The organism is Variovorax sp. PDC80 (genome assembly GCF_900115375.1).
Lineage (GTDB): Bacteria > Pseudomonadota > Gammaproteobacteria > Burkholderiales > Burkholderiaceae_C > Variovorax.
Map to the genome: position 1 here is coordinate 127,877 of NZ_FOWG01000017.1, position 13,511 is coordinate 141,387.

12 protein-coding genes are annotated in these 13,511 nt (G+C 68.5%); 7 read left to right on the forward strand and 5 right to left on the reverse strand.

The features are described 5' to 3' along the window. Window positions 1-2 precede the first annotated feature (2 nt). A complete protein-coding gene (locus tag BM109_RS35780) occupies window positions 3-1,046 on the forward strand; it encodes a glycosyltransferase family 2 protein (RefSeq protein WP_256223006.1) in 1,044 nt (347 codons plus the stop codon). Window positions 1,047-1,059: 13 nt separating this feature from the next. Here the strand turns inward: BM109_RS35780 and BM109_RS35785 are convergent, their stop codons facing one another. After that, on the reverse strand, window positions 1,060-1,818 hold the full coding sequence (locus BM109_RS35785) for a glycosyltransferase family 2 protein (RefSeq protein ID WP_093353935.1): 759 nt from the start codon (window positions 1,816-1,818) through the stop codon (window positions 1,060-1,062). Window positions 1,819-1,861: 43 nt separating this feature from the next. Between BM109_RS35785 and BM109_RS35790 the strand changes: the two genes are divergently transcribed. From BM109_RS35790 to BM109_RS35815, 6 genes are all read left to right on the forward strand, one after another. Beyond that, window positions 1,862-2,959 carry a glycosyltransferase family 4 protein gene (locus BM109_RS35790; protein WP_093353938.1) on the forward strand — a complete coding sequence of 366 codons (1,098 nt, stop codon included), beginning with the start codon at window positions 1,862-1,864 and terminating at the stop codon, window positions 2,957-2,959. A 58-nt stretch (window positions 2,960-3,017) separates the two neighbouring features. Continuing rightward, window positions 3,018-3,911, forward strand: coding sequence for an acetylglutamate kinase (gene argB / locus BM109_RS35795; protein ID WP_093353940.1), 894 nt, complete (start codon window positions 3,018-3,020; stop codon window positions 3,909-3,911). 119 nt (window positions 3,912-4,030) lie between these two features. After that, window positions 4,031-4,678, forward strand: coding sequence for a nucleoid occlusion factor SlmA (gene slmA / locus BM109_RS35800; protein WP_093353943.1), 648 nt, complete (start codon window positions 4,031-4,033; stop codon window positions 4,676-4,678). Then, window positions 4,675-5,016: a hypothetical protein gene (locus tag BM109_RS35805; protein WP_093353945.1), complete on the forward strand. Its 342-nt coding sequence runs from the start codon at window positions 4,675-4,677 to the stop codon at window positions 5,014-5,016. The genes slmA and BM109_RS35805 overlap by 4 nt, the downstream gene beginning before the upstream one ends. Continuing rightward, window positions 5,013-6,920, forward strand: coding sequence for a glycosyltransferase (locus BM109_RS35810; RefSeq protein WP_093353948.1), 1,908 nt, complete (start codon window positions 5,013-5,015; stop codon window positions 6,918-6,920). The genes BM109_RS35805 and BM109_RS35810 overlap by 4 nt, the downstream gene beginning before the upstream one ends. 103 nt (window positions 6,921-7,023) lie before the next feature. After that, entirely contained in the window at window positions 7,024-8,547 is a 1,524-nt protein-coding gene (locus BM109_RS35815; protein ID WP_093353951.1) for a catalase, read from the forward strand. Between the two features lie 6 nt (window positions 8,548-8,553). On the opposite strand, the gene BM109_RS35820 is transcribed toward BM109_RS35815, so the two are convergent. Genes BM109_RS35820 through BM109_RS35835 form a run of 4 tightly spaced genes read right to left on the reverse strand, consistent with a single transcriptional unit; the run spans window position 8,554 to window position 13,491 of the window. Beyond that, complete coding sequence (locus BM109_RS35820) at window positions 8,554-9,615, reverse strand: malate/lactate/ureidoglycolate dehydrogenase (RefSeq protein ID WP_093353953.1); 1,062 nt, start codon at window positions 9,613-9,615, stop codon at window positions 8,554-8,556. A 3-nt stretch (window positions 9,616-9,618) separates the two neighbouring features. Continuing rightward, a complete protein-coding gene (locus BM109_RS35825; RefSeq protein ID WP_093353956.1) occupies window positions 9,619-10,551 on the reverse strand; it encodes an SMP-30/gluconolactonase/LRE family protein in 933 nt (310 codons plus the stop codon). Window positions 10,552-10,564: 13 nt separating this feature from the next. Further along, window positions 10,565-12,091 carry a UxaA family hydrolase gene (locus BM109_RS35830; RefSeq protein WP_093353958.1) on the reverse strand — a complete coding sequence of 509 codons (1,527 nt, stop codon included), beginning with the start codon at window positions 12,089-12,091 and terminating at the stop codon, window positions 10,565-10,567. A 2-nt stretch (window positions 12,092-12,093) separates the two neighbouring features. After that, on the reverse strand, window positions 12,094-13,491 hold the full coding sequence (locus tag BM109_RS35835; RefSeq protein WP_093353960.1) for a TRAP transporter large permease: 1,398 nt from the start codon (window positions 13,489-13,491) through the stop codon (window positions 12,094-12,096). Between the last annotated feature and the right edge of the window lie 20 nt (window positions 13,492-13,511).

Consider the following 13,511-nt stretch of genomic DNA (forward strand, 5'->3'; position numbering starts at 1 on the left):
CCGTGAGCCACATCCCCCAGACCTCCGTCCCCGTGCCGCCGACCGTGGTGGTCGTGATCCCGTTCTACAACGGCGCGGCCTTCATCGAGCGCTCGGTGGCGAGCGTGTTCGCGCAGTCGATGCCGGCCAGCGAGGTCATCGTGGTCAACGACGGCTCGCGTCCCGAGGAGCGCGCCAGCCTGGACGCGCTGGCCGCGCGCTTCCCGTTCCGCATCCTCGACAAGGAGAACGGCGGCCAGGGCTCGGCGCGCAACGCCGGCGTGGCGGCCTCGACGGCCGAGTACATCTGCTTCCTCGACCAGGACGACTTCTACCTGTCGAACCACATCGAGATCCTGGTCAAGGGCATCCCGGCGGACGACCCGCGCCTGGGCTTCGTCTATGCCGACCTGGCCGAGGCCGACGGCGAGGGCAACATCATCCGCGCGGCGATGGTCAAGGACCACACGCTGCACCATCCGAAGACCAACATCTTCGAGATGCTGCGCCACGACATCTTCGTGCTGCCCTCGGCCGCGATCGTGACGCGCAAGGCCTTCGACGCGGTGGGCGGCTTCGACACCCAGTTCATGGGCTTCGAGGACGACGACCTGTTCCTGCGCATCTTCCGCAAGGGCTTCACGAACCACTTCATCGACAAGGTGGTCACGGTCTGGTGCATCCACACCGGCAGCACCTCGTTCGACATGCGCATGATCCGCAGCCGCTTCAAGTACTTCAAGAAGCTGGTCGGCATGTTCCCCGACGAACCCCGGCGCAACCGCTATGTGCTGCGCGACTGCCTGATGCCGCGCTTCGGCCGCTTCTTCATGGACCACGTGATCGAGGCGGTGAAGGCCAACGACCCGAACCGCGCCGAGATGAGCGCGGTGCTCGCCGAGTACGCGGCGATCGTCTATGCGAGCCCGGCGGTCAGCGGCCGCAAGAAGCTCGAGTTGCGCGCCACCGTCTTCATGGCCGAGCACAGCCCGCCGGGGCTGATCCGCGCCATCGGCAAGCTGACGCGGCTGCCCGGGGTGCGCTCGCTGCGGCGATTGCTGGGCTGAGGGTCGGGGCCGATCAGGCCGCCTGGCGGCGCAGCCGGCGATAGCGCCAGAACGCGCCCGAAGCCCAGATCTTCAGCAGGCTGGTGACATGCCAGTAGAGGTACTTGCTGCTGCGGTGGCTCGCGCGCTGCGCGTCGTGTCGCGCGCGCAGCTGCTCGCCGACCTGCAGCCGCCAGCCGGCCAGCTGCACCCGCGCGCAGATGTCGAAGTCCTCGCCGTACATGAAGAAGCGCTCGTCGAAACCGCGAACGGCGGCATAGGCCTCGGCGCGGAACAGCATGAACAGGCCCGGCACCCAGGCCGGGACGGCCGGGCGCGCATAGCCGGGCTTCTTGCGCGTGAGGATCTCGAGCGGCGTCAGGATGTCGCGGTGCTGCTCGGGCTCGCGCTTGCCGGGCTCCATGATGCGGGGCGTGAGCAGCCCCGCGTCGGGTGCCGCCAGCGCGACCAGCGGCGCCAGCACGTCGGCATCGAAGCGGATGTCGGGGTTGAGCACCAGGAACCATGGCGTGGCGCAGCGCTCGAAGGCCTGGTTGTGGTTGGCGCCGAAGCCCTTGGGCTGCGCGTTCTCGATGCGTTCGAGCGCGAAGCCCCAGGCGGCGCCGGCCAGCGGCGCGTCGGACTCGGGGATGTTCAGCGTCAGCACCACCTTGGCCACCTGTTCGCGGCTGAAGCGGTCGATCTGGTCGAGCAGGGGGCGCACGAGTTCGAGCTGCCCGTGGCTCACGATCGAAATCGTGACGGCGGGGGAGGTCGTAGCGGGGGTGGCCATGGTCTAATTTCGCCCGGGGATTCTAGGGGCCCCGCTACCACCCATGATTGCCCTGATCGTCATCAGCTTCTTCGTCGCCGCCTTCGCGGTCCAGATCTTCATGCGCCGCGCGCGCCGCCATGCGCGGCTGTACGGTGCCGACATGCCGCAGCGCTTCCACAAGGGCCATGTGCCGCGCCTGGGGGGCGCGGGCATCATCCTCGGCATGGGCGTGGCCTGGCTCGCGGCCGGCATCACCGGCACCGATCCGTTCAACGTCTCGTGGCCCGCCTCGGCCTCGATGCTGATGCTGGTCTGCATCCTGCCGGCCGTGCTCGGCGGCATCGTCGAGGACGTCACGCAGCGCGTGCAGGTGCGCTGGCGGCTGATGCTCACCCTGGGCGCGGCGCTGCTGGTGTGCTGGGTGCACGGCCTGAGCCTCGCGCGCACCGGCATCCCGCTGGTCGACGGCTGGCTCGCGGCCGTGCCCTATGCCTCGGTGCTGTTCGCCGCGCTCGCCATCGGCGGCCTGCCGCATGCCTTCAACATCATCGACGGCTACAACGGCCTCGCGGGCACGGTGGCGGTGCTGGTCTGCCTCGCGATCTCGCACGTGGCGCTGCAGCTCGGCGACCGCCAGCTCGCGGCCATGATGGTCTGCCTGGTCGGCGCGACCTTCGGCTTCCTGATCTGGAACTACCCGCGCGGCAAGATCTTCGCGGGCGACGGCGGCGCCTACGTCTGGGGCATGGTGATCGCCGTGGCCTGCGTGACGCTGGTGCAGCGCCATCGCGTGGTCTCGCCCTGGTTCCCGATGCTGCTGCTGATCTATCCGGTGTGGGAGACCCTGTTCTCCATCTACCGCAAGCTCGCGCGCGGCCAGTCGCCGGGCACGGCCGATGCGCTGCACTTCCACCAGCTGATCTTCCGCCGCATCGTGCGCGTGGCCTTCGCCGACGACGAGGCGCGCCAGCTGCTCGCGCGCAACAACCGTACCTCGCCCTACCTGTGGATCTTCGCCGCGATGTCGGTGGTGCCCGCGGTGCTGTTCTGGAACAACACCTGGGTGCTGATGTTCTTCTGTCTTCTGTTCGTCACGACCTATGTCGGCGCCTACCTGATGATCGTGCGATTCAAGGTGCCGCGCTGGCTGCGACCCTGATCGTTCGTCTTTGCGAGAATCCCGTCCCATCGTTCACCGTCCCGGAGCCTGACCGCCCATGACCGACCCCGTCCTCAACATTCCCCCGCGCGACAAGGCCGAGATCCTGGCCCAGGCGCTGCCGTACATCCGCAAGTTCCACGGCAAGACCATCGTCATCAAGTACGGCGGCAACGCCATGACCGACCCGGCGCTGCAGGCCGACTTCGCCGAGGACGTGGTGCTGCTCAAGCTGGTCGGCATGAACCCGGTGGTGGTGCACGGCGGCGGCCCGCAGATCGAGGCCGCGCTCAACCGCCTGGGCAAGAAGGGCAGCTTCATCCAGGGCATGCGCGTGACCGACGCCGAAACCATGGAAGTCGTCGAATGGGTGCTGGCCGGCGAGGTGCAGCAGGACATCGTGGGCCTGATCAACCAGGCCGGCGGCAAGGCCGTGGGCCTGACCGGTCGCGACGGCGGTCTGATCCGCGCGCAGAAGCTCAAGCTGGCCGATCGCGCCGATCCCAACGTGCACCACGACGTGGGCCAGGTCGGCGACATCGTTTCGATCGACCCGAGCGTGGTCAAGGCGCTGCAGGACGACGCCTTCATCCCCGTCGTGAGCCCGATCGGCTTCGGCGAGGAGAACGAGAGCTACAACATCAACGCCGACGTGGTGGCCGGCAAGCTGGCCACCGTGCTCAAGGCCGAGAAGCTGATGCTGCTGACGAACACGCCCGGCGTGCTCGACAAGGACGGCAAGCTGCTCACCAACCTGAGCGCGCGCGAGATCGACGACCTGTTCGCCGACGGCACGATCTCGGGCGGCATGCTGCCGAAGATCGAGGGCGCGCTCGATGCGGCCAAGAGCGGCGTCAATGCCGTGCACATCATCGACGGCCGCGTGCCGCACGCGATGCTGCTCGAGATCCTGACCGATCAGGCCTACGGCACGATGATCCGCGCGCGCTGAGCGCGTTGCACCCTCGAAGGCCGGTCCCGAGGCGGGCCGGCGGCCAGCGGGCGCGCGGGGAGGCGCGCGCTCACTGCTGTGCGAGAATCAATTGTTTACATCTTCCGCACGCGCCTCCCATGCAAAACGAAGAGACAGTCGTCCCCGGTGCAGAGACCCAGGCCGAGACCGCGCCGGCCGCTCCGGCGCGCAAGCGTCCCAAGCCCGGCGAGCGGCGCGTGCAGATCCTGCAGGCCCTGGCCGCGATGCTCGAGCAGCCCGGCGCCGAGCGCGTGACCACCGCGGCGCTGGCCGCCCGCCTCGAGGTCAGCGAGGCCGCGCTCTACCGCCACTTCGCGAGCAAGGCGCAGATGTTCGAGGGCCTGATCGACTTCATCGAGCAGAGCGTGTTCACCCTGGTCAACCAGATCCTCGAGCGCGAGGCCACGGGCAAGGAGCAGGCGGCCCGCATCATCGCGATGCTGGTGCAGTTCGCCGAGCGCAACCCCGGCATGACGCGCGTCATGGTCGGCGATGCGCTGGTCTACGAGAACGAGCGGCTGCAGCAGCGCATGAACCAGTTCTTCGACAAGATCGAAGCCAGCATCCGCCAGGCGCTGCGCGAGGACCGCGCCGCCGAAGGCTCGGCCACGCCGAGCGTCGATGCGCAGGTGCGCGCCTCGGCGCTGACCTCGCTGGCGGTCGGCCGCCTGCAGCGCTTCGCGCGCTCGGGCTTCCGCCGCGAACCCTCCGAACACCTGGACGCACTGTTGGCCCTGGTGCTATGAGCTCCGCAGACACCATGGTGGCGGAGGCCGCGGATGCACTTCGCGCCGCGCAAGCCTGGGGGCGGGCCATCGAGATCGACGGCTGCCGAGCCGAACTTCGCCTGGCCATGCAATTGCGCGCGGCTTCGCAAGCCTTGTCGCGGGCTGAAGCCCGGATCGTGGCGCTCGAGGCGGATGTCGCTGGCAGAGACCACACGATCGCCGTGCTGCGCGAGGAGGTGCAGCGTGTCTACCGCGAAGGCCAATTGCACCTGGAGCAGCTGATGCAGACGCGCTCGATGCGCCTGACCAAGCCGCTGCGCGACCTGGGCGACCTGGTGCGTCGCTGGCGGCGATGACGGGCGCACAAGGCGGCCGCCCCGGCGATTGGCCGCTCGTATCGATCGTCATCGTCAACGACAACCATGCGCAGTCCACGGTGGCCTGTCTCGAGAGCATCGAGGCGCATGGTGCCGGCGGGCCGCCGGTCGAGGTGATCGTCGTCGACAACGCCAGCGCCCCCGACGATGTCCGGTTCCTGTCGGACCATGCCGCCAAGCACCGCATCCTGCGGCTGCAGGAACAGCGCTTCTTCGAGGCGCGCAACGTTGCCGCCGACGACGCACGGGGAGAGTTCCTGCTCTTTCTGCGGCACGACGTGCGTGCGACGCCCGGCTGGCTCCTGCCGCTGGTATCGGCCCTTCGCGGCGATCCCGCATGCGGTGTGGTGGGTCCCAAGCAACTGTTGCCCGACGGGACGATCCATGAGGCAGGCCTCCTGATCGACCATGACGGCTCGACAGTACCGCGTGGCCGTTACCAGCCCGGAGACGACGCGCGCTTCGAGCAGATGCGCAAGGTCGACCAGGTGAGCGGTGCGGCGTTGATGGTGCGCAAGGCTGCGTTCGATGCCGTCCGGGGATTCGACCTTTCCTACGAACCCGGTGGCGGCGAGGACGCCGAACTCTGCCTGCGGATCGGCCATGCGGGTTTCGCCACGCGCTGCGTGCCCACCGCCCGTGTGATGCTCGCGGCGGCACCCGACGAGGCCATCGTTCCCGAGGTCCAGCGCGCCTTGCTTGCGCGCCGCTGGAGCGCTTACCTGTCCACCGGCGTTCACGATGCATCCGATCCCGCCGGGTCATCCGTGCCGGCCGCGGCGCCCGCCGTCCTCGATGCTCCGACCGCCGCGCTGTTCACGCCCTACAGCCTCACGCCTGGCGGCGGCGAGCGCTATCTGCTGGGCATGGCCGAGGTGCTGCTGCGGGCCGGTTATTCGGTCTGGCTGGTCACGCCCGAGCGCTGGTCGTCACTGCGGATTGCACAGCTGGCCGATTCACTGTCGCTATCGCTGCGGGGACTGCGGCTGATCACCCACAGGGAGGCCGAGGACATGTCGCGCTTCGACCTGTTCGTGACCATGGGGAACGAAGTCGCGCCACCCATCGCGCCTTTGGGACGCAGAAACCTGTACTACTGTCAGTTTCCGTTTCCTTGGCCGGCCGAAGATCTCGAACGCCGGCGGACCTGGTCGGGCAACTATCAGGCCATCGTCATGAATTCGCCGTTCGCGCGCGACCACATGCGGCAGCGATTGGCTGCGCACGGTCTGCCCGAACAGGAAATTCATGTGCTCTACCCCCCGGTCGCGCTGATGCAGCCGGCCGGACCCGATGAGGCGCCGCGCGCCGGCGGCATCGTGTCGGTGGGGCGTTTCTTTGCCGGCGGCCATTGCAAACGGCAGGACATGCTGATCCGTGCCTTTCGCGACCTGTACGCGTCGGGCGTCCGGACCGAGCTGCACCTCGTCGGTTCGTTGCGCCCGGAGCCGCCGCACCGCGCCTACCTCGCGGAGTGTCAGCGCCTCGCCGAGGGTCTGCCGGTCCATTTCCATCTCAATGCCTCGCCGCAGGCGCTGGCCCGCATCTATGCCGATGCCTCGGTGTACTGGCATGGCGCAGGCTACGAAGTCGACGCCACCCTGGAACCCGAACGTTGCGAGCACTTCGGCATCAGCGTCGTCGAGGCCATGTCGGTGGGCGCGATCCCGATCGTGGTCGGCAATGGCGGTCCGTCGGCCACCGTGCGTCACGGTGTGAACGGCTTCTGCTACGACACGCAGGAACAGCTCGTCGAACTCACGCGCACGCTGCTCGCGAAGCCGGCCGGCGAACTGGCGGGCATGCGCCGGCTGGCACGCGAACGCGCCCAAGACTTCTCCGAGGCGGCCTTCGCATCGCGCTGGCGCGACATCGCACGCTGAACAGAGCTTCCTCGCGTTATCGGTGACATAGGCAAAGCCAATGAAAACGGCTTTGCCTATTGATGAAAATAAATGGGCTCCCACAACCGATAGGAAAAGCCCAATGACCGATCCCCGCAAGCTCACCACCGAGAACGGCGCGCCCGTCGAGAACAACCAGCAGTCGCAGACCGCCGGCGTGAACGGCCCCGTGCTGATGCAGGACCATCACCTGATCGAGAAGCTCGCGCGCTTCGACCGCGAGCGCATCCCCGAGCGCGTGGTGCATGCGCGCGGCTCGGGTGCCTTCGGTACCTTCGAGGTGACGGCCGACGTCACGAAATGGACCAAGGCGAAATTCCTCGGCCAGGTCGGCCGGAAGACCGAGGTGCTGGCGCGCTTCTCGACCGTGGCGCTCGAGCTGGGCTCGGCCGACACGGTGCGCGATCCGCGCGGCTTCGCGCTCAAGTTCTACACCGAGGAAGGCAACTACGACCTGGTCGGCAACAACACGCCGATCTTCTTCATCCGCGATCCGCTCAAGTTCCCCGATTTCATCCATTCGCAGAAGCGCGACCCCTACAGCCACGTGCAGGAACCCGACAACGCCTGGGACTTCTTCTCGCACTCGCCCGAGGCCACGCACCAGTTCACCTGGCTGTTCGGCGACCGCGGCATTCCGAGGAGCTACCGCCACATGGACGGCTTCGGCTCGCACACCTTCCAGTGGGTCAACGCGCAGGGCGAGGCCTTCTGGGTCAAGTACCACTTCAAGACCAACCAGGGCATCGAGACCTTCGTCGCGGAAGAAGCGCAGCGCGTGGGCGGCGAGAACCCGAACCACCATCACCTCGACCTGCTGCACTCGATCGAGCGCGGCGAGTTCCCGAGCTGGCGCGTGCAGGTGCAGATCATGCCGGTGGCCGAGGCGCAGACCTACCGCTTCAATCCCTTCGACCTGACCAAGGTCTGGTCGCACAAGGACTACCCGAAGATCGACATCGGCATCCTCACGCTGAACCGCAACCCCGACAACTACTTCGCCGAGATCGAGCAGGCCGCGTTCAACCCGGCCAACTTCGTGCCCGGCATCGGCCCCTCGCCCGACAAGATGCTGCAGGGCCGCCTGTTCAGCTACGGCGACACGCAGCGCTACCGCCTGGGCATCAACCACACGCAGCTGCCCGTGAACCGGCCGCACGCGACCACGGCGCAGAACTACGGCCGCGACGGCGCGATGCGTGGCGACGGCAACGGCGGCCGCGGCCCGAACTACGAGCCCAACAGCTTCAGCGATGCGCCCAAGCAGAGCAACGAGCCGGTCTACGCGCCGCTGCAGATCCACGGCTGGACCGGCAGCCACCAATGGCAACAGCACCCCGAGGACACCGACTTCGTGCAGGCCGGCGACCTCTACCGCCTGATGGACGAGGCCGCGAAGGAGCGCCTGGTCCAGAGCATCGCGGGCGGCCTGGGCGCGGTCACGCGCCAGGACATCATCGACCGTTCGGTGAGCTACTTCCGCCAGGCCGATGCCGACTATGGCGCGCGGCTCGAGAAGGCGATCAAGGCGGTGCAGGCGAAGATCAGGGGCGACGACACCAGCGTGCAGGTCGGCAAGCCGGCGCACGACGCAAGCAAGAGCTGAGCGCGCTCAGGCGGCGACCGCGACCCCCACCTTCGCCCCCGCCGCCACGATCTCCCCCCAGGTCGCATCGTCGACCCAGATCCCGTCGCGCCGCCGCGCCGCGCGCGCCTGGCGCTCGGGCTCGCCCGCGATCTGCACCGCGTCGAAGCCCTGGCCCGGCGGGCTGCGGCGCAGCCACTCGACGAATTCGCGCGACTCCTGGTCGAAGCTGGCCTGGGTACCCAGGCGCTCGGGATCGATCAGCACGGTGAGCATGCCGTTGAGCACGCTGCGGCTGGTGTCGGCCGGCCGGTGCCAGGTGCCGCCGCCGGTCAGCGCGCCGCCCAGCAGCTCGCAGGCCAGCGCCATGCCGTAGCCCTTGTGCTCGCCGAAGGTCATGAGCGCGCCGAACAGGCCGTTGCCCTGCGGCACCACCACCACGCCGGGGTCGTCGGTGGGCGCGCCGTTTTCGTCGATGAGGTAGCCCGGGGGCACGCGCTCGCCCTTGTTGTGGGCCACGCGCATCTTGCCCTGCGCCACGCGGCTGGTGGCGTAGTCGAGCACGAAGGGCTCGGCGCCCGCGAGCGGGATGCCGATGCAGCAAGGGTTGGTGCCGAAGCGTCCGTCGCCGCCGCCCCAGGGCGCGACCACCGGGCGCGAGAGCACGTTGACGAAGTGCATCGACACCAGCCCGTGCGAGGTCGCCATCTCGGCGAAGTGGCCGATGCGGCCCAGGTGGTGCGCGTGCGCGAGCGTGAGGATGCAGCTGCCGTGGCGGCGCGCGCGCTCGATGCCGAGCTCCATCGCCTGCACGCCCACCACCTGCCCGTAGCCGTGCTGGCCGTCGAGCGAGAGCAGGGTGCCGATGTCGAGGTTGATGCGCACCGAGGCATTGGGATGCAGTCCGCCTTCGGCGACCGCGTCGATGTAGCGCGGCAGCATGCCCACGCCGTGCGAGTCGTGGCCGCTGAGGTTGGCCATCACGAGGTTGGCCGCGACCTGTTCGGCCTCGGCCTGCTGGCTGCCCGCGGCGCGCAGGATGCTCGCGACGGTGGATTGCAGGCTGTCGGCCTGCAGTGTTCTCGGCATGGTTCAGATTCCTTTGGCGTTCACGGTGATGGCGTAGAGCGAGGTGGTGGCGCAGACGAACAGGCGGTTGCGCTTGGGCCCGCCGAAGCAGACATTGGCCACGCGCTCGGGCACGCGCAGCTTGCCCAGCAGCGTGCCGTCGGGGTGGTAGACATGCACGCCGTCGGCGGCGCTGGTCCAGAGCCGGCCTTCGGTGTCGAGCCGGAAGCCGTCGAACAGGCCCGCGCTGCATTCGGCGAACACCTCGCCGCCGCGCAGGCTTCTGTTGTCGGGGTTGACGAAGAAGCGGCGGATGTGCCGCGGCCCGTCCGGGTCATGGCTCGCACCGGTGTCGGCGATGTAGAGCAGGGATTCGTCGGGCGAGAAGGCCAGCCCGTTGGGCTTCACGAAGTCGTTGGCCACGCATTCGACCGCGCCGCTGGCCGGATCGATGCGGTAGACATGGCAGGCCCCGATCTCGCTGTCGGCGCGCAGGCCCTCGTAGTCCGACAGGATGCCGTAGCTCGGGTCGGTGAACCACACGCCGCCGTCCGAATGCACCACCACGTCGTTCGGCGAGTTGAGCCGCCGGCCCTGCCAGTGCGAGGCCAGCACGGTGATCGAGCCGTCGTGCTCGGTGCGCACCACGCGGCGCGCCAGGTGCTCGCAGCTCACGAGCCGGCCCTGGCGGTCGACGGTGTTGCCGTTGGTGTTGTTCGCGGGTTCGCGCAGCACCGCGGCCTGGCCGTTGCGCTCGTCCCAGCGCAGCAGGCGGTCGTTCGGAATGTCGGACCACACCAGCGTGCGCAGCGCGCCGAACCAGGCCGGGCCCTCGCACCAGCGCCCACCGGTCCACAGCCGCTCGAGCCGCTCGGGCTTGGGCACCAGGCCCGTGAAGCGCGGGTCCAGCGTCTCGAAGCCGGTGCCTTCCAGCGCACCGAAGGGAAGCGTCGTCATCGGCCGTGCGCTCCTACATCACCGCGCCGACCTGCCAGGGCACGAACTCGTTCTGCCCGTAGCCGTGCTGCTCGCTTTTCGAGGGCGTGCCCGAGGCCGTGGCCAGCACCAGCTCGAAGATGCGCTGGCCCATCTCCTGGATCGAGGCCGTGCCGTCGACGATCTCGCCGCAGTTGATGTCCATGTCCTCCTCCTGCCGCTTCCACAGCGCCGAGTTGGTCGCGAGCTTGAGCGAAGGCGAGGGCGCGCAGCCGTAGGCCGAGCCGCGGCCGGTGGTGAAGCAGATCAGGTTGGCGCCGCCGGCCACCTGGCCCGTGGCACTCACTGGGTCGTAGCCCGGCGTGTCCATGTAGACGAAGCCGTGCGCCGTCACCGGCTCGGCGTATTCGTAGACCGCCTCGAGGTTGCTGGTGCCGCCCTTGGCCACCGCGCCCAGCGACTTCTCGAGGATGGTGGTGAGGCCGCCGGCCTTGTTGCCCGGCGAGGGGTTGTTGTTCATCTCGCCCTCGTTGATGGCCGTGTAGTGCTCCCACCACTTGATGCGGTCCACCAGCTTCTGGCCCACCTCGCGCCGCACCGCGCGCCGCGTCAGCAGGTGCTCGGCGCCGTAGACCTCGGGCGTTTCGCTGAGGATCGCGGTGCCGCCGTGCGCCACCAGCAGGTCGACCGCCACGCCCAGCGCGGGGTTGGCGCTGATGCCCGAATAGCCGTCGGAGCCGCCGCACTGCAGCCCGATCGTGATGTGGGCCGCGCTGCAGGGTTCGCGCGTCACGGCATTGGCGCGCGGCAGCATCTCCTCGATCAGCGCCACGCCCTTGTCGACCGTCTTGCGCGTGCCGCCCGTGTCCTGGATGTTGAAGACGCGCAGGTTCTCGCCCTCGGCGAGGTTGCCGGTCGCGAGCCAGGCGTTGATCTGGTTGGCCTCGCAGCCCAGGCCCACCACCAGCACCGCCGCGAAGTTGGCATGCGTGGCATAGCCGGTCAGCGTGCGCTCGAGGATCTGCATGCCCGTGCCCTGCGTGTCCATGCCGCAGCCGGTGCCGTGCGTCAGCGCGATCACGCCGTCGACGTTGGGGAAGGCCGCGAGCGCCGCCGGGTTGGTCTTGCGCGAGAAGTGGTCGGCGATCGCGCGCGCGGCCGTGGCCGAGCAGTTCACGCTGGTCAGCACGCCGATGTAGTTGCGCGTGGCCACGCGGCCGTCGGCGCGCCTGATGCCCATGAAGGTGGCCTCGCGCTTCGCGGGCGCGGGCTTCACGTCGGCGCCGAAGGCGTAGTCGCGCGCGAAGTCACCCTTGTCGGGCCCCATGTCGAGGTTGTGCACGTGCACGTGCTCGCCGGGCGCTATCGGCTTGCTCGCGAAGCCGATGATCTGGTTGTAGCGGCGCACCGGTTCGCCGGCCGCGATGGCGCGCATCGCGACCTTGTGGCCCGGCGGTATCAGGCCATGGACCTTGACGTTCTCGACGACGGTGCCGCCGAGCAGTTGCGAGCGCGCGATGACGACGTCGTCGGCGGGATGGAGTCTGATGTAGGGGTTCATCGTCAGTAGAACATCTTCGGCAGCCACAGCACGAGCTTGGGCATGTAGGTGATCAGGCCCAGGCTCAGCAGCAGCGGCACCAGCCAGGGCAGGATCGCCATCGTCGTGCGCTCGAAGCTCAGGCCGGCCACGCGTGCCAGCACGAACAGCACCATGCCCATCGGCGGGTGCAGCAGGCCGATCATCAGGTTGAGCACCATCACGAGCCCGAAGTGGATCGGGTCGATGCCCAGCTGGGTGGCGATGGGCAGCAGGATCGGGACCAGGATGGTGATCGCGGCGGTCGGCTCCAGGAAGCATCCCACGAACAGCATCAGCAGGTTGGCGAGCAGCAGGAAGACCCAGGCCTCCTTGGTGAATCCCAGCACCCAGCTGGCGATGTCGGTGGTCACGCCGGTGGCCGTCAGCATCCAGCCGAAGATCGAGGCGGCCGCCACGATGAACAGCACCGTGCTCGTGGTCTCGATGGTGTCGAGGCAGACCTTGACGAACATCCGCCACGACAGCGTGCGGTACCAGGCGAAGCCCAGGATCATCGCCCACACGCAGGCCGCGATCGCGCCCTCGGTGGGCGTGAACAGGCCGGTCGTCATGCCGCCGATCAGCAGCACCGGCGTCATGATCGGCAGCAGCGCCTCGAAGTCGAAGAGCTTGTCGAGCACGAACAGCGAGGCCAGCCCGACGAACACCGAGAGCTGCGCCGGCGCGTCGAACTTCGCCACCACCACCCACAGCAGCAGCGGCCAGCCGATCACCACCGCCAGCTCCACCAGGGCCTTGAACAGCCGCGTGCTCGAGAACTTGATGTCCGCGCCCCACTTGTTCTTGTGCGCGTAGTAGGCCACCGTCAGCATCATCAGGATCGCCAGCAGGATGCCCGGCAGGATGCCCGCGAGGAACAGCGCGCCCACCGAGACGTTGGCCATCATCCCGTAGATCACGAACGGCAGGCTCGGCGGGATGATCGGGCCCAGCGTGGCCGAGGCGGCGGTCACGCCCACCGCGAACTCGGTGGAGTAGCCGTGCTCCTTCATGGCCTTGATCTCGATGGTGCCCAGGCCGGCCGCGTCGGCGATGGCCGTGCCGCTCATGCCCGCGAAGATCACCGAGCCCAGCACGTTCACGTGGCCCAGGCCGCCCTTGAGCCAGCCCACCAGCGCGAGCGCGAAGTTGTAGATGCGCGTGGTGATGCCGGCGTTGTTCATCAGGTTGCCGGCGAGGATGAAGAAGGGCACCGCCAGCAGCGGGAAGCTGTCGATGCCGCCGACCATCCGGTGGATCACCACGAAGGGCGGCAGCGTGCTGTCGCTCACCAGGATGTAGACCAGCGAGGCGCCGGCCATGGCGATGGCCACCGGGATGCCGCCGGCCATGAAGAAGAGGAAGATGATTTTCAGCATGGTGTGGGAACCGGGTCTGC